The sequence below is a fragment of the Streptomyces sp. NPDC058741 genome (genome assembly GCF_042746715.1).
In the GTDB taxonomy this organism is placed as follows: domain Bacteria; phylum Actinomycetota; class Actinomycetes; order Streptomycetales; family Streptomycetaceae; genus Streptomyces.
On sequence record NZ_JBHYQH010000003.1, the window covers coordinates 11,989 to 30,496 of the forward strand.

16 protein-coding genes and 2 tRNA genes are annotated in these 18,508 nt (G+C 69.7%); 6 read left to right on the forward strand and 12 right to left on the reverse strand.

Features of this window, described 5'->3' with window-relative positions; all coding sequences use genetic code 11:
- Window positions 1-39: 39 nt before the first annotated feature.
- Window positions 40-819, reverse strand: a complete 780-nt coding sequence (locus ACFW6P_RS02890) for a DUF881 domain-containing protein (protein ID WP_386349296.1) — start codon at window positions 817-819, stop codon at window positions 40-42.
- Window positions 820-958: 139 nt separating this feature from the next.
- On the opposite strand from ACFW6P_RS02890, the gene crgA reads away from it, so the two are divergent.
- The gene (gene crgA / locus ACFW6P_RS02895) at window positions 959-1,213 is read left to right on the forward strand and encodes a cell division protein CrgA (protein ID WP_386349293.1); all 255 of its coding nucleotides are present in this window, start codon (window positions 959-961) and stop codon (window positions 1,211-1,213) included.
- A gap of 254 nt (window positions 1,214-1,467) precedes the next feature.
- Here the strand turns inward: crgA and ACFW6P_RS02900 are convergent, their stop codons facing one another.
- Window positions 1,468-2,358, reverse strand: a complete 891-nt coding sequence (locus ACFW6P_RS02900) for a rhomboid family intramembrane serine protease (protein ID WP_386349290.1) — start codon at window positions 2,356-2,358, stop codon at window positions 1,468-1,470.
- 91 nt (window positions 2,359-2,449) lie between these two features.
- Window positions 2,450-2,977, reverse strand: a complete 528-nt coding sequence (locus ACFW6P_RS02905) for a peptidylprolyl isomerase (protein ID WP_386349287.1) — start codon at window positions 2,975-2,977, stop codon at window positions 2,450-2,452.
- 338 nt (window positions 2,978-3,315) lie between these two features.
- Between ACFW6P_RS02905 and ACFW6P_RS02910 the strand changes: the two genes are divergently transcribed.
- Window positions 3,316-4,017 (forward strand): DUF5324 family protein, encoded by a 702-nt coding sequence (locus ACFW6P_RS02910; RefSeq protein ID WP_386349284.1) that lies wholly within the window; start codon window positions 3,316-3,318, stop codon window positions 4,015-4,017.
- 182 nt (window positions 4,018-4,199) lie between these two features.
- Here the strand turns inward: ACFW6P_RS02910 and ACFW6P_RS02915 are convergent.
- Window positions 4,200-4,272: transfer RNA gene (locus ACFW6P_RS02915), tRNA-Ala, on the reverse strand.
- 179 nt (window positions 4,273-4,451) lie between these two features.
- Between ACFW6P_RS02915 and ACFW6P_RS02920 the strand changes: the two genes are divergently transcribed.
- Together ACFW6P_RS02920 and ACFW6P_RS02925 are read left to right on the forward strand one after the other, a co-directional pair.
- Entirely contained in the window at window positions 4,452-5,000 is a 549-nt protein-coding gene (locus ACFW6P_RS02920; protein ID WP_386349281.1) for a helix-turn-helix domain-containing protein, read from the forward strand.
- A 311-nt stretch (window positions 5,001-5,311) separates the two neighbouring features.
- Complete coding sequence (locus tag ACFW6P_RS02925) at window positions 5,312-6,832, forward strand: protein kinase (RefSeq protein WP_386349278.1); 1,521 nt, start codon at window positions 5,312-5,314, stop codon at window positions 6,830-6,832.
- Between the two features lie 29 nt (window positions 6,833-6,861).
- Here ACFW6P_RS02925 and ACFW6P_RS02930 read toward each other — a convergent pair whose 3' ends face one another.
- Both ACFW6P_RS02930 and ACFW6P_RS02935 read right to left on the reverse strand, forming a co-directional pair.
- Complete coding sequence (locus tag ACFW6P_RS02930) at window positions 6,862-8,211, reverse strand: hypothetical protein (RefSeq protein ID WP_386349275.1); 1,350 nt, start codon at window positions 8,209-8,211, stop codon at window positions 6,862-6,864.
- A gap of 143 nt (window positions 8,212-8,354) precedes the next feature.
- Window positions 8,355-8,483: a DLW-39 family protein gene (locus tag ACFW6P_RS02935; RefSeq protein ID WP_003999697.1), complete on the reverse strand. Its 129-nt coding sequence runs from the start codon at window positions 8,481-8,483 to the stop codon at window positions 8,355-8,357.
- Between the two features lie 337 nt (window positions 8,484-8,820).
- Here ACFW6P_RS02935 and ACFW6P_RS02940 point away from each other — a divergent pair, with 337 nt between their 5' ends.
- Both ACFW6P_RS02940 and ACFW6P_RS02945 read left to right on the forward strand, forming a co-directional pair.
- Window positions 8,821-9,174, forward strand: coding sequence for a DUF6344 domain-containing protein (locus ACFW6P_RS02940; RefSeq protein ID WP_386349272.1), 354 nt, complete (start codon window positions 8,821-8,823; stop codon window positions 9,172-9,174).
- A 319-nt stretch (window positions 9,175-9,493) separates the two neighbouring features.
- Window positions 9,494-10,630 (forward strand): FUSC family protein, encoded by a 1,137-nt coding sequence (locus tag ACFW6P_RS02945; RefSeq protein WP_386349269.1) that lies wholly within the window; start codon window positions 9,494-9,496, stop codon window positions 10,628-10,630.
- 145 nt (window positions 10,631-10,775) lie between these two features.
- On the opposite strand, the gene ACFW6P_RS02950 is transcribed toward ACFW6P_RS02945, so the two are convergent.
- The 6 genes from ACFW6P_RS02950 to recF all read right to left on the reverse strand — a co-directional run bounded on the left by ACFW6P_RS02950 (window position 10,776) and on the right by recF (window position 18,486).
- Window positions 10,776-10,852, reverse strand: a tRNA-Ile gene (locus ACFW6P_RS02950).
- Window positions 10,853-10,975: 123 nt separating this feature from the next.
- Complete coding sequence (locus ACFW6P_RS02955) at window positions 10,976-11,737, reverse strand: DUF3566 domain-containing protein (RefSeq protein WP_386349266.1); 762 nt, start codon at window positions 11,735-11,737, stop codon at window positions 10,976-10,978.
- An 18-nt stretch (window positions 11,738-11,755) separates the two neighbouring features.
- Entirely contained in the window at window positions 11,756-14,347 is a 2,592-nt protein-coding gene (gene gyrA, locus ACFW6P_RS02960) for a DNA gyrase subunit A (protein ID WP_386349263.1), read from the reverse strand.
- A 42-nt stretch (window positions 14,348-14,389) separates the two neighbouring features.
- Complete coding sequence (gene gyrB, locus ACFW6P_RS02965) at window positions 14,390-16,450, reverse strand: DNA topoisomerase (ATP-hydrolyzing) subunit B (protein ID WP_386349260.1); 2,061 nt, start codon at window positions 16,448-16,450, stop codon at window positions 14,390-14,392.
- Window positions 16,451-16,837: 387 nt separating this feature from the next.
- The gene (locus ACFW6P_RS02970) at window positions 16,838-17,368 is read right to left on the reverse strand and encodes a DUF721 domain-containing protein (protein ID WP_386349257.1); all 531 of its coding nucleotides are present in this window, start codon (window positions 17,366-17,368) and stop codon (window positions 16,838-16,840) included.
- Window positions 17,365-18,486 (reverse strand): DNA replication/repair protein RecF, encoded by a 1,122-nt coding sequence (recF, locus tag ACFW6P_RS02975; protein WP_386349254.1) that lies wholly within the window; start codon window positions 18,484-18,486, stop codon window positions 17,365-17,367. Before recF ends, ACFW6P_RS02970 begins: the two co-directional genes overlap by 4 nt.
- Window positions 18,487-18,508 lie beyond the last annotated feature (22 nt).

The window sequence follows — 18,508 nt, forward strand, 5'->3', positions numbered from 1 at the left end:
CGACGGTCGGCGCCGGCCGGCGGCTCCCCGGCCCGGCCGCTACTCCACGGGCTCCGCGTAGTGCAGGTCCACCGTGCCCGAGTACCCGGGAAGCGTCACCGGGCCGTTCTCCTCGACCTTCCAGCCGAGCCCGTAGACGTTGACGTAGACCATGTAGTTCTGGATCGCCGGGGACTCCGCGAGCGCCTTCCTCAGCCTGCCCGGCTCCCCGACCGCGGTGATCTTGTACGGCGGTGAGTAGACGCGGCCCTGGAGGATCAGGGTGTTGCCCACGCAGCGCACCGCGCTGGTGGAGATCAGCCGCTGGTCCATGACCTTGATGCCCTTGGCCCCGCCGAGCCACAGCGCGTTCACCACGGCCTGCAGGTCCTGCTGGTGGATGACCAGGTAGTCGGGCTGCGGCTCGGGGTAGCCGGGGAGCTTGGCCGTGGCGTCCGGCGGGGCGTCGTTGAGTGTGACGGTGACCGACTCGCCCGTGAGCTTCTGCGTGCCCGCGCGCTTCTCCAGGGCGGCGAGCTTGGCGTCCTCCGCCCGGGTGGACCCGTCGTCGCGCTCGGCCAGGGCCTCTATGTCGTTGCGCAGTACCCCGTTCGTCTCGTCCAGCCGGCCGTTCGCACGGCTGCGCTCCTGGATGAGGTCGGACAGCTTCAGCAGCGAGGTGTCCGTGCGGATGTTGGTGCCCTTGGCGGTGTCGAAGCTGGTGAAGAAGATGAGCCCGGCGAGCGCGAAGACGGCGGCCGTGAGGATCCGCACGGGCCGGAAACGGCGCACGCGCCCAGGGGTGGATCCCGTCCCGGGGGAGTCGGCAGAATTGCTCAACGTACCCTTATCTCCTTCGGCGCGGCGGAAGCACTACGCTAACGGACGCCCGGGGGAGCAATCGGAATCCCCTCACGCTGCCCCGAGACCGACCCAGATACCTGCGCGGCCACGCAGCGCATCGACAGGAGAGACCCTCGTGCCGAAGTCACGTATCCGCAAGAAGGCCGACTACACGCCGCCGCCGTCGAAGCCGACGACCGCGATCAAGCTGAACAGCCGCGCCTGGGTCGCCCCGGTCATGCTGGCCATGTTCCTCGTCGGTCTGGCCTGGATCGTCGTCTTCTACGTCACCGACGGCACGCTGCCCATCGACACGCTGGGCAACTGGAACATCGTGGTGGGCTTCGGTTTCATCGCCGCCGGATTCGGCGTCTCGACCCAGTGGAAGTAGCGGCCACCGGAAGGTGAACGCAGCTCTGCCCAGGCCTGTCCGCCGAGTTATCCACAACCGTTATCCACAAGTGGAAAAGAAAGACGATCTGTGGATAACTCGTCGGACGTTGACGCCGGTATGACGGAAGTACTAGCTGTCGAAAGTATGTTCGCCCCCTGCCTCACCTGCGGAAACGTAGGTCAGTGACAGGGGGCACATGTGTTCCCGCACCCTATGCACAAGATCCGGCACCCGCTGTGGATAAGCCCTGCTCAGCTGAGCTGCGCAGTCCTCAGCAGGGTCAGCAGAACGACCACGCCCAGCACCAGCGCGCAGGTGCCGTACTGGACCAGGGCGCGCCGCTCGCGCGGGGCGTGGACCATGGCGTATCCCACCACGACACCGGCGACGAGGCCGCCGATGTGGGCCTGCCAGGAGATGTTGAACCCCGGGGCGAAGGTGAAGATCAGGTTGATCGCCAGCAGCGCGATGATCGGCCGCATGTCGTAGTTGAGCCGGCGCATCAGCACGGCCGTGGCCCCGAAGAGGCCGAAGATCGCTCCGGAGGCGCCCAGCGTGGCCGTGCTCGGCGAGGTCAGCAGATAGGCCAGCGCGCTGCCCGCGAGTCCGGAGACGACGTACAGCGCGAGATAGCGGACCCGGCCGAGGGCCGCTTCGAGGGGGCCGCCCAGCCACCACAGGCTGAGCATGTTGAACGCGATGTGCCAGACCTCCTGATGCGTGAACATCGAGGTCACCATGCGGTACCACTCGCCTCCCGCCACGCCCTGGGTGGGCGTGAAGGGCGCGGGCGGCCAGGCGCCGAGCAGGACGATGTCGGTCAGGGCCGACTCGCGGACCTGGACGAGGAGGAAGACCGCCAGGTTGATACCGATGAGGACCTTGGTGATCAGACGGGGGTCGGACGCGACGGTGCCGCCGGCGATCGTGCGGGGCAGGGCGGCCGTGGGTGCGTGGCCGGTGCCGGAGCCGGTGCGGACGCACTCGGGGCACTGGAAGCCGACGGAGGCGTTGACCATGCACTCGGGGCAGATCGGGCGCTCGCAGCGGGTGCAGCGAATGCCGGTCTCACGGTCCGGGTGGCGGTAGCACAGGGGGACGCTGTGGGCGTCCCGCGGCGTGCCCGCAGCCTGGTCGTCCATGGGATCCCCTCGGTCGTCGCGGAAAAGCCCGCCCTGCTCATCCCTACGGATGAGCAGGGCGAATGGTTCCCTGTGGGGCCTGGTGCTCGCCTCAGCGGGTCTCGACGACGACCGACTCGATGACCACGTCGTTGAGCGGCCGGTCGGTGCGCGGGTTCGTCTGGATCGTGGCGATGGTGTCCACGACCTTCTGGCTGGCCGCGTCGGTGACCTCGCCGAAGATCGTGTGCTTACGGTTCAGCCACGCCGTCGGGGCGACGGTGACGAAGAACTGCGAGCCGTTGGTGCCCGGGCCGGCGTTGGCCATCGCCAGCAGGTAGGGCTTGTCGAAGCGCAGGTCCGGGTGGAACTCGTCCTCGAACTGGTAGCCGGGACCGCCGGTGCCGTTGCCCAGCGGGTCACCGCCCTGGATCATGAAGCCGCTGATCACCCGGTGGAAGACCGTGCCGTCGTAGAGCCTGTCCGTGGTCTTCTGCCCCGTCTCCGGGTGGGTCCACTCCCGCTCGCCCTGGGCGAGCTCGACGAAGTTCTTCACCGTCTTGGGGGCGTGGTTCGGCAGAAGCCGGACGTCGATGTCGCCGTGGTTGGTCTTCAGGGTGGCGTAGAGCTGCTCAGCCACGATCTGCCTTCCGTTGTCTTTCTGTGACTCCCCGATCCTCGCATGGACGGGGCTCCGCGTCGCCCGCCCTCCGTTGACCGGAGCCAAAGCGGCACGGGCGGTTGCGGACATACCGGTCGAGTGGTCTCGCGTCGGGAGCGTACGGCCACGATCCGTGGCATTGTCGACGACAAGCACCTGTTGCCACCGATTCATCCGCTATGCCACGTGAGCGGCACGAGAGACCGGCTTGCGTGACCCGGATGCCCCTTCGCGCATGCCTGGCAGTGCCCCGGGAGGCATGATCCGTAAAAGGGTGGAAAGTCGAAATACCGTACGCCACCGAGGAGGAGGAACCCGTGACCCGCATCGACAGCGTGCGCGCCGCGACCGGTTCGGCGAAGGACAGCGTGCTGCACGCCGCGGAAGTGGTGGCGCCCTACGCCGACACGGCCAAGGACAGGGCCGCGCACTACGCACACGAGGCGCGCGTACGGCTGGCGCCCAAGGTGACGCAGGCCGCCGGGCAGGCACGTGTCCAGTACGGCGCCCATGTGCAGCCCTATCTGGAACAGGCCCGCTCTCATGTGCCGCCGAAGGTCGACCAGGCCGCCCATGAGGCCGCCGTGCGCACACGCAAGGCCGCCCGTCAGGCGGCGGAGTATTCCCGTCCGAGGATCGAGCAGGCCAGGGCCGCGGCCGGGCCGATGACGACCGAGGCGGCCGCCCGGAGTGCGGCCGTGATGGCCGCGCTGCGCGGTCAGGTCTCACCGAAGGAGATCCAGAAGCTGGTCCGCAAGCACGAGCGGCGGGCCAAGGCCGGCAAGGCCGTGAAGACGCTGATGATTCTCGGCGCCGTCGCGGGCGGGGCCTTCGCCGCGTGGAAGTGGTGGGACAAGCAGGCCAACCCGGACTGGCTGGTGGAGCCGCCCGCCGCGACGGAGGTCCCCGAGTCGGGCCGGCTGTCCTCCGTGGACGGCACCGGCCAGGCAGCCCTCGACCCCGAGGTCGAGGCCAAGGAGGCCGAGGAGGAGGCCGCCAAGCGCGACGACCCTTCCTGAACTGCCGCCGGATCCGGCAGCACGGATTCAACGGCACGGCGGGGCGGGAGACTTGAGGGCATGCCTTGAGGTCTCCCGCCCCGCCGTGCTGTTTCACGTGAAACCAGGCCGCCGACCGGCGGGTCAGGACGCGACAATGCCCTCCGACCTGCGTTCCCGCTGGTCGGAGGGCATTGTCAGAGTGGAGCCTAGGGGAGTCGAACCCCTGACATCTGCCATGCAAAGACAGCGCTCTACCAACTGAGCTAAGGCCCCTCACGAGGACGTCCGACGGGGGAACCGCTGCCCGGCGGGCGTCGGAGACCAGAGTACCGGGTCCCCCCCGTGATTCCGCAAAAGGATTGGGGTCCCCGTCGCCGACCACGCTCCGTAAGATGCTCGGCGTGGTTCGCTACCGCGAACCGCCGTACTCGGGGAAGCGATGGGGAGACGCAATGGACGCCGCACAGCAGGAAGCCACCGCAAGAGCGCGGGAGCTGCAGCGGAACTGGTACGGGGAGCCGTTGGGGGCGCTCTTCCGTAGGCTCATCGACGATCTCGGTCTCAACCAGGCTCGACTGGCGGGGGTGCTGGGTCTGTCCGCGCCGATGCTGTCCCAGCTGATGAGCGGTCAGCGGGCGAAGATCGGCAACCCGGCTGTCGTGCAGCGGGTGCAACTGCTGCAGGACCTGGCGGGGCAGGTCGCGGACGGCAGTGTGAGCGCGGCCGAGGCCACCGAGCGCATGGACGAGATCAAGAAGTCGCAGGGGGGCTCGGTGCTCAGCAACACCACGCAGACGACGAGCACTTCGGGAGCGCCCACGGTCAAGCGGGTCGTCCGCGAGATCCAGTCGCTGCTGCGCTCGGTGGCGGCCGCGGGCGACATCATCGACGCCGCGGACACGCTCGCCCCGACCCATCCGGAGCTGGCGGAGTTCCTCCGGGTCTACGGCGCCGGCCGCACCTCGGACGCGGTGGCGCACTACCAGTCCCACCAGAGCTGATCCACCGCCCGGGCGCCGAAGGCGGGTTCGGCGAGCGGGCTGTGAGGGAAGTGACGGTGGTCGCTTCGCGCTACGAACGGGTACGTGGGGGCGTGCGCCGTACGGGAAACCGGTCGACGCGAGGGGACAGAGCGCTCACTGGAGAGCCGGGGGCCTCGAAGAATTCGGGGACATCGGGGGAGCCGGGGGACTCAGAGATGCGCAAGGGGACTGGGGGAGCCCCGGGAGCCGTTTCGCCCGTCGGGGAGTCACCGCACTCGCCGAGGGGGAAGCAACGGGAAAAGCCGCAGGGGGAGGAGCGATGTACAGCCATGGGTGAGGTCTTCGCCGGCCGGTACGAACTGGTCGACCCGATCGGACGGGGAGGCGTGGGCGCGGTCTGGCGCGCCTGGGACCACCGGCGCGGTCGTTACGTGGCCGCCAAGGTCCTGCTGCAGAGCGACGCCCACTCCCTGCTGCGCTTCGTCCGCGAGCAGGCCCTGCGGATCGATCACCCCCATGTGCTCGCCCCCACCAGCTGGGCCGCCGACGACGACAAGGTCCTCTTCACCATGGATCTGGTCGCCGGCGGATCACTCGTCCATCTCGTCGGGGACTACGGCCCCCTCCCGCCGGCGTTCGTCTGCACCCTGCTCGACCAGCTGCTGGCGGGCCTGGCCGCGGTGCACGCGGAGGGCGTCGTGCACCGTGACGTGAAGCCGGCCAACGTGCTGCTGGAGGCCACCGGCACGGGCCGGCCGCGGCTGCGGTTGTCCGACTTCGGGATCGCGATGCGGCTGGGCGAGCCCCGTCTGACGGAGACCAACCTCGTCGTGGGAACGCCCGGTTACCTGGCGCCCGAGCAGCTGATGGGCGCCGATCCGGACTTCCCCGCCGACCTGTTCGCGGTGGGACTGGTCGCGTTGTACCTTCTGGAGGGCGCTAAGCCGGACAGCAAGGCGCTGATCCAGTACTTCGCCGAGCACGGGACCCCGGGTGCGCCCAAGAGCATCCCGGAACCGCTGTGGCAGGTGGTGGCCATGCTGCTGCAACCCGACCCGGAGGCACGGTTCCGCACGGCCACGGGCGCCCGGAAGGCCCTCGCCGCGGCGGCGGAGCTCCTCCCGGAGCCGGGCCCGGACGACGAGCTGATCGAGATCTTCGACCAACTCGGGCCGCTGCCCAAGGGATTCGCAGCGGAGGGGCCGCTGGAGAGGGCCCGGAGGCTGGGACCGGGAGAAGCGCCCTCGCGCGACGAGGTGCCCCGGAACGAGGTCCCGGCCCCCACGGGAACGGGCTCCCGGCAGCGCGCCGAGTCCACAGGCGACGGCACGGGAACCGGCACCGGCAGCGCCCCTGGTGGTGCCCAGGCCTCGGATCCCGACCCCCGCCGAAGCACGGAGCCCCCGGACTCCCCGTCCTCCCCGTCCCGGCCCGTCTCCATGTCGGACACCGGCAGCTTCCACCTGCCGCCGCCCAAGGCCACGGTGACCTCCTCCCCCGCAGCCGGTCCGCCGCACCAAGGCCGGTACCGGGCTCCGTCCCCGCCGTCCCCCGTCGCCCCCTACGACGTCACGTACCCGCTGCACACGCGGCCCCCGGCCCAGCCGCTTCCGCCTGCCCGTCCGAGCCTGCCCTTGCCCCCCGTGGAGCAGGAGCCGTACCGGGTCGACACGTCCACCGCCTCCTACACCGCTCAGACGTCCCAGACCACACCGGCCGGCCGGACACCCTCACGGCACCGGGCCCGGCGGTCTTCCCGCCCCGGTCCTCCGGCCAGGGTGGCGGTCCCGGTCCTGCTCCTGGCCCTGGTCTGTTACGCGGTGGGCTTCTGGGCGCTGGCCCGCATCTGATCACGCGCAGGGCGGGCCACCGCACTCCGCTACGCGACGCCCCGCCGCCGTGCCAGCGCGGTCCACACGCCGAGCCCCACGAGCAGCGCGCTGCCGGTGCCGATGCCGCCCACGGCGAGCACTCGCATCGCGGTGTCGCCGCCGGTCACGGGCACGCCCTCCGCCGCCGCCTCGCGGTCCTGGTCGGAGACCTCGAAGGCGCCCTCCGGTACGGACTCCCCCGCGTATCCGGGACCGCCGCGGGGCTCTCCGCTCACGCGCACGCGCAACGTCATGGCGAAGGGCCCGTCCCCGAAGGTGTCGGCGACGCTGTCCGCGAGATGGGCGACGAGGTAGTAGGAGCCGGCGAAGCGCATCGCGCTCACCTGGGCGACGGCGGCGTTGCGGTTGGCGTGGTCCACCGGGGGCAGGGGCGGCAGGCTGCCGGAGGCCTGTTCGCCGTCGTAGCCGACGCTCACACCGGCGGTGTGCCCGCGCGCGGGGTTGTAGAGAGCGAGATCGAGGGCGCCGGGGGTGTAGCCGGTGCCGCCGGACGGGATGCTGCCCAGGTCGGCGGTGACGGCGAGTTGCTGGCCCCAGTCGGCCGGCACCGCGTAGAAGAGGGTCTGGCCGGGCCGGATGTCGTCGCGCCAGACGCCCTGGTCGAGGGGGGTCGCCCCGGTGAAGCCGGCACCGCCCCGGCGGCGCTCGGTTCCGCCCTGGAGCGGCTGGGGCGTGGCGGAGTTCCAGGCGCCGGGCGCGCCGGTGGCCGCGGCCTTCGCCGTCCGCGGCTCCGTCATGGCGAGGAGTTCCAGGTCCCAGGCGTCCGGCGAGGAGCCCTCGCCCTCGGGGTCGGCGCGCTCGACGGTCACGTAGTACGCGCCGGCGCTCCGGCACAGGGGCTTGGTGGGCGAGATCTCGCGCCGGCCCCAGGCCGCGATGGGGTGCGGGCTGCGGGCCGCGCCGAAGCTGACGGTGTCGTCGGAGCAGGAGTTGCCCTGAGCGTCCTGCACGGACACCTTGAGCCCGTCGATGACGGAGACGGTGCTGCCGGGGGAGGGGACGGCGGTGACGGAGACGTACGCGTTCGACGTCGCGTCGAGGCGGAGGCTGTAGCTGACCGTGCCGCGGCTCGGCAGGGAGCTTCGGTAGGCCGTGCCGGGCTCCAGAGGAGGGGCCTCCGCCGTGCTCCTGGCTCCTTCGATGCTGCGGGCACCGTCGGTGAAGGCGTACGGGGCCGGTGTCCCGGAGGCCTCCGTGGCCGCGGCGGTCGCTCCCGGCCCCACCGCGGCGGTCGCCCCCAGCAGCACCGCCACGGCGCCCAGGCGCACGGCCGTGGACGACAGGGCGCTCCACGCTCCCCCGCGCGGCCCTCGTGCCGTACGACACCGTCCCCTCACGCGCCACCCCTCCCCGTCACCGGACCGCGCAACCGTGAACCGTGGCCCATCCTGCCTCGTCGGCCGGGCTCACGACCGTCCCTCGGCACACAAAACCCCGACCGCGAGGCGGCCGGGGTGTGCTCGATAGGGGTTGTCGTGACTCACGAACCCGTGGGCACGGAGTCAGTCGCCTCCGTCCACAGATCCTGCTCGGCGCGATCCGCCTGGATCTGGCGGTACACGAGGAGCCCGCCGATGGCGGCCAGTGCGACCAGGAGAAGCTTCTTCACCGCGCGACCTCGTCTTTCCTTGACGTAGGGGACCTCTGGCGCCCGACTATACACACCGGCCGATACCGATCGGTGACCTGCGTCGGCCCTCAACTCCCGCCCCGGACACCGGGATAGAAGCAGAGTACGCCGCTCCGACCGGAGGGTGATCACACCCCGACGGATGGTGACTTTTGACCGCCCTGCTCACCTCTCTCCACCTTATTACCCTCTTGCGCCCATCTGGGTGGTGTTCATCTGAACATCGCGGCGCGACGGGCGTCGGTCCACCACTTCACGTCCCGCATACACATCATGAGGAAAGTACGCAAATCGCCCGACCCGAAAGTGAGGGGCCATGGCCCGGAACAAGGTCATGAAGCTGTGGAGCACCATCGTCACCGCCTTCCTCGCGCTGTGCACGGCGCTCGGATTCGTCACCACGAACGCCGCCGCGGCGGTAACGCAGACGGAGCCGAAGCGCAACAGCGAGCGCGTCCCGCAGCAGCGGACGGCGCCGGCGGTCTCCCCCTGGACCCAGGCCAGGGACCTGCCCCCCACGATGAAACAGCGCATCCGCGCCGAGGCCCACGGCAAGACCCCCCGATGCCGCCACCGCTCCCTCCCGGACACGGCGACCTCACCCTGCACCGACCACTCCGACGACGCCCCGGACGCCGACGCGGACCACCTCACGCCGCTGCAGCGCTGAACACCCGACCCACCCGACCCGGCGAGATGCGTACAGGCCCGGCAGCTCGACAGAGCCGCCGGGCTTTCTCATGCCCGCCCACCGAGGCTGCGGGGCCGGCCTCGGCAGGCCCCTGACGAGCCCGACCGCTCACCAGCGGCACACCGGCCACGACGTACACCAGGCAGTGGTGCCAGATTCCGGGGCGGACCCGGCCAGTCGGCCACGAGCCCTCTCGCCCCCACCCTGCGGCGGGTCGCCGCCTGGAGAACCCGACGCAATCCGAGAATTCAGCACACAAGACATGAGCAGCGCGAATCAGGCTTGAAAGAGGGCGGCCGTGACCAGCGAGAGCAGACTCGGGGAACCACCCGCCCGCCGGGGGAAGGCCGTGACCTGGCTGTCGAAGGTGTTCGAGCTCAATCCTTCCGGGCTCAACTGGCCGAGAGCCGTGGCGTTCCTGGACGCCGCGCTGGTGCCGATGTTCGTCTTCTGGGCGATCGAGCATGAGGTGTACCTGCTCAGCGCGTTGTTCGGCCTTCTGTTCGCTGCACTGTCCGACCCCGGAGGCGGGTACGGACACCGGGCGCTCGACATCGCCCTCTTCTCGCTGGTCGGCGCCGGGATGACCGCGCTGGCCTTCAGCATCGGCTCAGGCGCCTGGGGCTGGCTCGTGCTCGTCGCTTTCACGGTCACGCTGGCGTCCGGGCTGACGGTCGCGTTCGGGGTGCGCAGATTCGTCAACGCGCTGCTTCTCAACATCTGGTTCATCGTCGCCGTCGGATTCGAGTTCGGCATCCATGACCAGGGCCACATCACCAGCTACGTCTGGGCGCAGGTGCTCTCCTGGACCGGCGGGGCGGCACTGTGGATCACGATGACCTTCCTGTGGTGGCTCGCCCGGGGGCGTACGGACCGGAGCCGGCCCGTCTCGGAGCTTCCGGGCGACGTGTCGCGAAGGAAGCTGACCCGCCCGCTGGTCCTGTTCGCGGTGATCCGCGCCGTGGTCGTCGCCGGTACCGTCGCGCTGGCCTTCGGGCTGGACCTGCCGTACGGCTCCTGGATCCCGATCGCCGCCATGATCGCGATGAAACCCAGTCTGGAGCAGGCCGCGCTCGTCGCCACGCAGCGCCTCACCGGTGCGTTGATCGGTGCCGTCGCGGCCGCGCTTCTGCTGTGGGTGCCCGCGAGCGAACACGGACTCCCGCTGTTCGCGGTGTATCGCGGACTCGAAGTGGTCGCCCTCGTGCTGTTGATGCACGGGGCAGGGATCCGCTTCTGGAACTACACGCTCTACAGCGCCGCCATCGCCGCCGGAGCGCTCGTCCTGGTGGACCTGCCGCAGCCCTCCGACAACGCGGCGGAAGGCTACCGGGTGCTGTGGACGTTGTGCGGCGTCGGGATCAGCCTGGTCGTCATGCTGCTGGCGGGACTGCTCGCCCAACGCACCGCCAGGACGCCACCACAGCAGACCTGAGGGCTTCCCTCCCCGCCACCCATCACTCCCAGCCCGACGGGGCGAGATCGCAAGACCAGATGAAGGTGCACCCCAAGGCCGCCCAATCCGTGTCAGCCGTGAACATCAAAAACCCCCAGCCGCTACCGACTGGGGGTCTTCTCGCTGGTGGGGCTAACAGGATTTGAACCTGTGGCCTCATCCTTATCAGGGATGCGCTCTAACCAACTGAGCTATAGCCCCGCCGCGCTCTGCGGTGGATGTCCCGCGCGCTGACTCCTGAAGATTAGCGCACGACACGGGCAGTCCCAAAATCGGTTGTCGGGGCGCTGCCGGCGGGACACAGGGGACCGTGTCGCAGGAGCGTCACTCGTCCTCGGCGAGCGTCAGCTCCACACCGCCCACGAAGCCCGCGGAGAGGTTGTAGATGAACGCGCCGAGCGTCGCGAGGGCCGTCGCGAGGACCACGTCGATGACCGCGATGATCGACGTGAACATCAGGACGTTGGGCAGCGACAGGAAGGCCTGCAGGTCGAAGCCGTTGGACTCGTTCGAGCCGGTGGCCTCGGAGATCGTGCCGCCGACCGACGAGAAGACGCCCATCGCGTCCATGACCATCCACAGCACGGCGGCGGCGACGATCGTGCAGATGCCCAGGGCGATCGACAGCAGGAAGCTGACCTTCATCACCGACCACGGATCGGCCTTGGCCACCCGCAGCCGCGCCTTGCGGACCCGCGGCGTGGTGCGCGCGCCCGTGCGCGGACGCCGTACCGCGCCGGTCGTGCCCTGCTGCGCGGGGTAGGCCTGCGGCGGGTGGTAGGGCCCGGCCTGCTGCTGTGTCCGCCGTTCTCCCGGCAGGGGGGAAGCCGTCTGCGCGGCGCCCTGGTCGGGGGCGGCGGAGGCGGCCGGGCCCGCGCCGGGCGCCTGCGGACCTCGCGTGTCCGTCACCGTTCCCCCCTGTGCTCCGTGCGTGGCGGGCGAGGACGCGTCCTTGGCCGGGGACTTGATCGCCTTCAGGTTCGTCGTGTGCGGATCCGCCGCACGCGCGGCGGAGCCACGGCCGCCGCCGTCCGTCTCCGTACCCTTCGGGGTACCGGCCGGTCCGGGGCCCGTGGCTCCGCTCACGCTGACTCACTCCTCGTGCTACTCGGCCGAGGGCGCCTCACCCTCGTCCGTGCCGGTGTCCCCGGCATTCTCGGGGGCGGTCTCGTCGACGGCCACGTCGCCGTCGACCTCCTCCGCCTCGCGCCCCGCCTCGGCGTTGCGAGCGATGCCCACGACGGCATCGCGCTTGCCCAGATTGATCAGTTGGACGCCCATGGTGTCACGGCCGGTTTCCCTGATCTCGTTGACTCGCGTACGAATCACACCGCCCGACAGCGTGATGGCGAGGATCTCGTCGGTCTCCTCGACCACCAGCGCGCCGACGAGGGATCCGCGGTCTTCCACGATCTTGGCGGCCTTGATGCCGAGACCGCCGCGACCCTGGACGCGGTACTCGTCGACGGCGGTCCGCTTCGCGTACCCGCCGTCTGTGGCAGTGAACACGAACGTACCGGGTCGAACAACATTCATCGAGAGCAGTTCGTCGCCCTCGCGGAAACTCATGCCCTTGACACCCGAGGTGGCACGGCCCATGGGACGCAGCGTCTCGTCCGAGGCCGTGAACCGGATCGACTGTGCCTTCCTGCTGATCAGGAGCAGATCGTCGTCGGACGAGACGAGCTCGGCTCCGATCAGTTCGTCGTCCGAACCGTCCTCCATGGCGCGGAGGTTGATCGCGATCACGCCGCCGGACCGGGGCGAATCGTAATCCTTCAGAGGCGTCTTCTTCACCAGTCCGGCCTTGGTGGCGAGCACCAGGTACGGGACCGCCTCGTAGTCGCGGATCGCGAGGATCTCGGCGATCGCCTCGTCCGGCTGGAAGGCCAGCAGGTTCGCCACGTGCTGGCCGCGCGCGTCCCGGCCGGCGTCGGGCAGTTCGTAGCCCTTGACGCGGTAGACGCGGCCCTTGTTGGTGAAGAACAGCAGCCAGTGGTGCGTGGTGGACACGAAGAAGTGGTCGACGATGTCGTCTTCCTTGAGCTTCGTGCCGCGCACGCCCTTGCCGCCGCGCTTCTGGGCGCGGTAGTCGTCGGTCTTGGTGCGCTTGATGTAGCCGCCCCGGGTGACCGTGACGACGATGTCCTCCTCGGCGATCAGGTCCTCGATGGACATGTCGCCCTCGTACGGGACCAGCTTCGTCTGGCGGTCGTCGCCGTACTTCTCGACGATCGCGGCCAGTTCGGCGCTGACGATGCCACGCTGGCGGACCGGGGAGGCCAGGATCTCGTTGTACTCGTTGATCTTCGTCTGGAGTTCGTCGTGCTCCTGGACGATCTTCTGGCGCTCCAGGGCGGCCAGGCGGCGCAGCTGCATCTCGAGGATGGCGTTGGCCTGGATCTCGTCGATCTCCAGGAGGTCCATCAGGCCGTGGCGGGCGATGTCGACGGTCTCGCTGCGCCGGATCAGCGCGATGACCTCGTCGATGGCGTCCAGGGCCTTCAGCAGGCCGCGCAGGATGTGCGCCCGCTCCTCGGCCTTGCGCAGCCGGAAGCGCGTGCGGCGGACGATGACCTCGATCTGGTGCGTCACCCAGTGGCGGATGAACGCGTCCAGCGAGAGCGTGCGCGGCACGCCGTCCACCAGCGCCAGCATGTTGGCGCCGAAGTTCGTCTGCAGGTCGGTGTGCTTGTAGAGGTTGTTCAGCACGACCTTGGCGACCGCGTCCCGCTTCAGCACGATGACCAGGCGCTGGCCGGTGCGCGAGGACGTCTCGTCGCGGACGTCCGCGATACCGCCGATCTTGCTGTCCTTCACCAGGTCGGCGATCTTCTGCGCGAGGTTGTCCGGGTTGACCTGGTACGGCAGCTCCGTGACCACCAGGCACTGGCGGTTCTGGATCTCCTCGACCTCGATGACCGCGCGCATCGTGATGGAGCCGCGACCGGTGCGGTACGCCTCCTCGATGCCCTTGCGGCCGACGACCAGGGCGCCGGTCGGGAAGTCCGGGCCCTTGATGCGCTCGATCAGCGCGTCCAGGAGCTCCTCGTGCGAGGCCTCCGGGTTCTCCAGGTACCACTGGGCACCGGCGGCGACCTCGCGCAGGTTGTGCGGCGGGATGTTGGTCGCCATGCCGACCGCGATACCCGCCGAGCCGTTGATCAGCAGGTTCGGGAAGCGGGCCGGCAGGACGGTCGGCTCCTGGGAGCGGCCGTCGTAGTTGTCCGTGAGGTCGACGGTCTCCTCGTCGATGTCGCGGACCATCTCCATCGACAGCGGCGCCATCTTGCACTCGGTGTACCGCATGGCCGCGGCCGGGTCGTTGCCCGGGGAGCCGAAGTTGCCGTTGGAGTCGACGAGCGGCATGCGCATCGACCAGGGCTGGGCGAGGCGCACCAGGGCGTCGTAGATGGAGGAGTCGCCGTGCGGGTGGTAGTTGCCCATGACGTCGCCGACGACGCGGGCACACTTGTAGAAGCCGCGCTCGGGGCGGTAGCCGCCGTCGTACATGGCGTACAGGACGCGGCGGTGGACGGGCTTGAGGCCGTCACGGACGTCGGGCAGCGCACGCGAGACGATGACGGACATCGCGTAGTCGAGGTAGGAGCGCTGCATCTCCGTCTCGAGCCCGACGGGCTCGACACGCAGCGTCTGTCCCTCGTCAGGCGTGAGGGGAGTGTTCTCGTCGGTCATTGCTGGTGAGGATCCTTCCTGGGGCGGTCAGCTGAGACCGACTCAGATGTCGAGGAAGCGGACGTCCTTGGCGTTGCGCTGGATGAACGCGCGGCGGGCCTCGACGTCCTCGCCCATGAGGACCGAGAACAGGTCGTCGGCCTGGGCGGCGTCGTCGAGGGTGACCTGGCCGAGGACGCGGTGCTCCTGGTCCATGGTCGTGATGCGCAGCTCCTCGGCGTTCATCTCGCCGAGGCCCTTGAACCGCTGCACGGAGTCGTCCCTGATGCGCTTGCCGGCGTTGCGGCCCATCTCGATCAGGGCGTCGCGCTCGCGGTCGGAGTACGCGTACTCGAAGTCGTCCTTGCCCCACTTGATCTTGTAGAGCGGCGGACGGGACAGGTACACGTGCCCGGCCTCGACCAGGGGCCGCATGAAGCGGAACAGGAACGTCAGCAGCAGGGTGTTGATGTGCTGGCCGTCGACGTCGGCGTCCGCCATCAGGATGATCTTGTGATAGCGCAGCTTCTCGATGTCGAAGTCCTCGTGGACCCCGGTGCCGAAGGCCGAGATCAGCGCCTGGATCTCCTGGTTCTGCAGGATCTTGTCGATCCGCGCCTTCTCGACGTTCAGGATCTTGCCGCGGATCGGGAGGATCGCCTGGTACTCCGGATTGCGGCCGGACTTGGCCGAGCCGCCGGCGGAGTCACCCTCGACGATGAAGATCTCGCACTTGGTGGGGTCGTTCGACTGGCAGTCGGAGAGCTTGCCCGGCAGGGACGCGGTCTCCAGCAGACCCTTGCGACGGGTGAGGTCGCGGGCCTTGCGGGCCGCGACGCGCGCGGTGGCCGCCTGGATGGCCTTGCGGATGATGTCCGCGGCCTCGTTGGGGTTGCGGTCCAGCCAGTCCGCGAGGTGCTCGTAGACGACCTTCTGGACGAAGGTCTTGACCTCGGTGTTGCCCAGCTTGGTCTTCGTCTGGCCCTCGAACTGGGGCTCGCTCAGCTTGACCGAGATGATCGCCGTCAGGCCCTCGCGGATGTCGTCACCGGTGAGGTTGTCGTCCTTCTCCCGCAGCAGCCTCTTGTCGCGCGCGTACTTGTTGATCAGCGAGGTCAGCGCGGCCCGGAAGCCCTCTTCGTGCGTACCGCCCTCGTGGGTGTGGATGATGTTGGCGAAGGAGTACACGCCCTCGGTGTAGCTGCCGTTCCACTGCATCGCGACCTCGAGGGACAGGAGCTTGTCCTTGTCCTCGGCCTCCAGGTCGATCACGGTGGGGTGCACCACGTCCCCCTTGCGGGAGTTGAGGTACGTCACGAAGTCGACGATGCCGCCCTCGTAGTGGTAGTCGACCGACCTGACCTCGGCCTTCTCGTCGGCGCCCGCCTCGTCGGCGCCCGACGTCGCCTTGGCCGACTCGCGCTCGTCGGTGAGGGTGATCCGCAGGCCCTTGTTGAGGAACGCCATCTCCTGGAAGCGCCGCGAGAGCGTCTCGAAGGAGTAGTCGGTGGTCTCGAAGATGTCCGGGTCGGCCCAGAAGGTGACCGAGGTGCCGTGCTCCTCGGTGGCCTCGTGCTTGGCGAGCGGGGCGGTCGGGACACCGAGCTTGTACTCCTGCGTCCAGCGGTGGCCGTCGGTCTTGACCTCCACGGCGACCCTGGTCGACAGGGCGTTCACCACGGACACGCCGACGCCGTGCAGACCGCCGGAGACCGCGTAGCCGCCGCCGCCGAACTTGCCGCCCGCGTGCAGCACCGTCAGCACGACCTCGAGCGCCGGCTTGCCCTCGGAGGGCACGATGCCCACCGGGATGCCGCGGCCGTTGTCCACGACCCGGACGCCGCCGTCGGCGAGGATCGTCACGTCGATCCGGTCCGCGTGCCCGGCCAGCGCCTCGTCGACGGAGTTGTCGACGACTTCCTGCACCAGGTGGTGAAGTCCACGCTCACCGGTCGAACCGATGTACATGCCGGGTCGCTTGCGGACCGCGTCCAGACCCTCGAGGACGGTGATGGCACTGGCGTCGTACGAGGCGGTGACCTCGCCGTTCGACGAGGTCACCGCGCCGTCGGCGCCGGCGTCAGTGGACGGGATGTTCTCGTTGGGGTTGCCGGAATCGGCCACGAAGCGCCCTTTCTGGCACAGCACGAGCCAGGCTCGTCGGCGGGTTGCCGGAGCGGCTGCGGCATGTTGCGTTGGTAAGCCTTGATCAGCGTTGCTCAGCTTTTCCCGGACGGTCCCCACGATGGGGGCGGGATTGCTTCCAGTCTACCGGTAGCACTGACACTGATGGGGGTTTGCCGGTACCTGAGTCCGCACGTGCCGCCCTCGACGGGTCTTGTCCGACTCCCGATATACGGATGGGGGCTCCAAGGGGCTCACGGCGGCACTCAGCGCTTCCGGCCGTCAACCCTTTGCTACTTCGCAGTCAGGTCCGGATTCGCAACCGTGTGCGGCGGCGTGCAGGGCTCTCCGCACCCGCCGAATCGAGGCGCGGATACGTGATGCATGTCACCTGTAGGTGTCGCCGGGTCCGGTGCTGCCCGGGGCGCGCAGAGGGCCGTAACGACGGACCGGCGCATTCGGCCCCAGCACCTTGATCAGCCGTACGGTGCCGTGCCCGAGGTCCTCGTTGAGGCGCGCGACCAGGGTCGGCGCGAGCAGCCGGATGTTCGTCGCCCAGGCCGTCGAGTCGCAGCGGACGATCAGCACGCGCTCGTCCTCGTCGTACTTCTCCGGCTCGCAGTGCTTGGCCACGTCCTCGCCGACGATCTGCGGCCAGCGCCCCATCACCCCGCCCACCGCGGCCGGGGCCTCCCAGCCGCGCTCGGTGATCAGCCGGTTGATCGCGGAGCCCAGCGCCATCGGGTCACGGCCGTCGGCCCGCGCGCCGGAGCGCAGCCCGCCGCCCCTGCGCGCCTGCTTCTTCTGCTGTGCCGCGTCCCCACGCGCGCGTGCGGCCTCCTTCGCGGCGCGCAGCGCCACGCGCGCGAGGTCGACACCGGACGGCTCGGGGTCCTTCTTCGGCTCCCGCGTGCTCATACGCGCTTCACCGCCCCCTCGGACACGGAGAACCGCGTCCCGGACAGCACATGCGGTACGTCGTCGTCGACCGCGGCGGTCACCAGGACCTGCTCACCTGGCGCGACCAGCTCGGCCAGGCGCTCCCGGCGACGGGTGTCCAGCTCGGCGAAGACGTCGTCGAGCACCAGCACCGGTTCGTTGCCCTCCGCCCGGAGCAGGTCGTACGAGGCCAGCCGCAGCGCCAGGGCGTAGGACCAGGACTCCCCGTGGGAAGCGTAGCCCTTGGCCGGCAGCCGGCCCAGTTTGAGCAGCAGGTCGTCCCGGTGGGGGCCGACCAGCGTGACGCCGCGTTCGATCTCCTGCTTGCGGACCTCGGCGAGCGCGGCCATCAGCTGCTCGAACAGGTCCTCGCGCGTGTGCGACTCGCCCGGCGCTGACGGCTTGTACTCCAGCGCGACCGGCCCGCCGCCGGGGGCGAGCTGCTCGTAGGCCTTGTCGGACAGCGGCTGCAGCGTGGCGATCAGGTCCAGGCGCTGTGCGAGCAACTCGGCGCCCACGCGCGCGAGATGCTGGTCCCACACGTCCAGGGTGGACATGTCCATGGTGCGGCCGCCGTGCCGGCGGGCGAGCGCCGCCGACTTCAGGAGCGTGTTGCGCTGCTTGAGGACGCGGTCGTAGTCGGAACGGACCCCGGCCATGCGCGGGGAGCGGGCCGTGATCAGCTCGTCGAGGAAGCGCCGCCGCTCCCCGGGATCGCCCTTGACCAGGGCCAGATCCTCCGGCGCGAACAGCACCGTCCGTACGATCCCCAGCACGTCACGCGGTCTGACCTGCGAGGACCTGTTGATCCGTGCGCGGTTGGCGCGCCCCGGGTTCAGCTCCAGCTCGATCAGCTGCTGCCGCTCGCCCTGCCGGACCTGCGCACGGATGATCGCGCGCTCGGCGCCCATGCGGACCAGGGGGGCGTCGGAGGAGACCCGGTGGCTGCCGAGGGTGGCGAGATAGCCGACCGCCTCGACGAGATTGGTCTTGCCCTGACCGTTCGGCCCGACGAAGGCCGTCACCCCCGGGTCGAGCGCGACCTCGACCCGCGGATAGGAGCGGAAGTCGGCCAGCGACAGATGCGTGACGTGCATGGTCGTTTCGCCGACCTCCCGG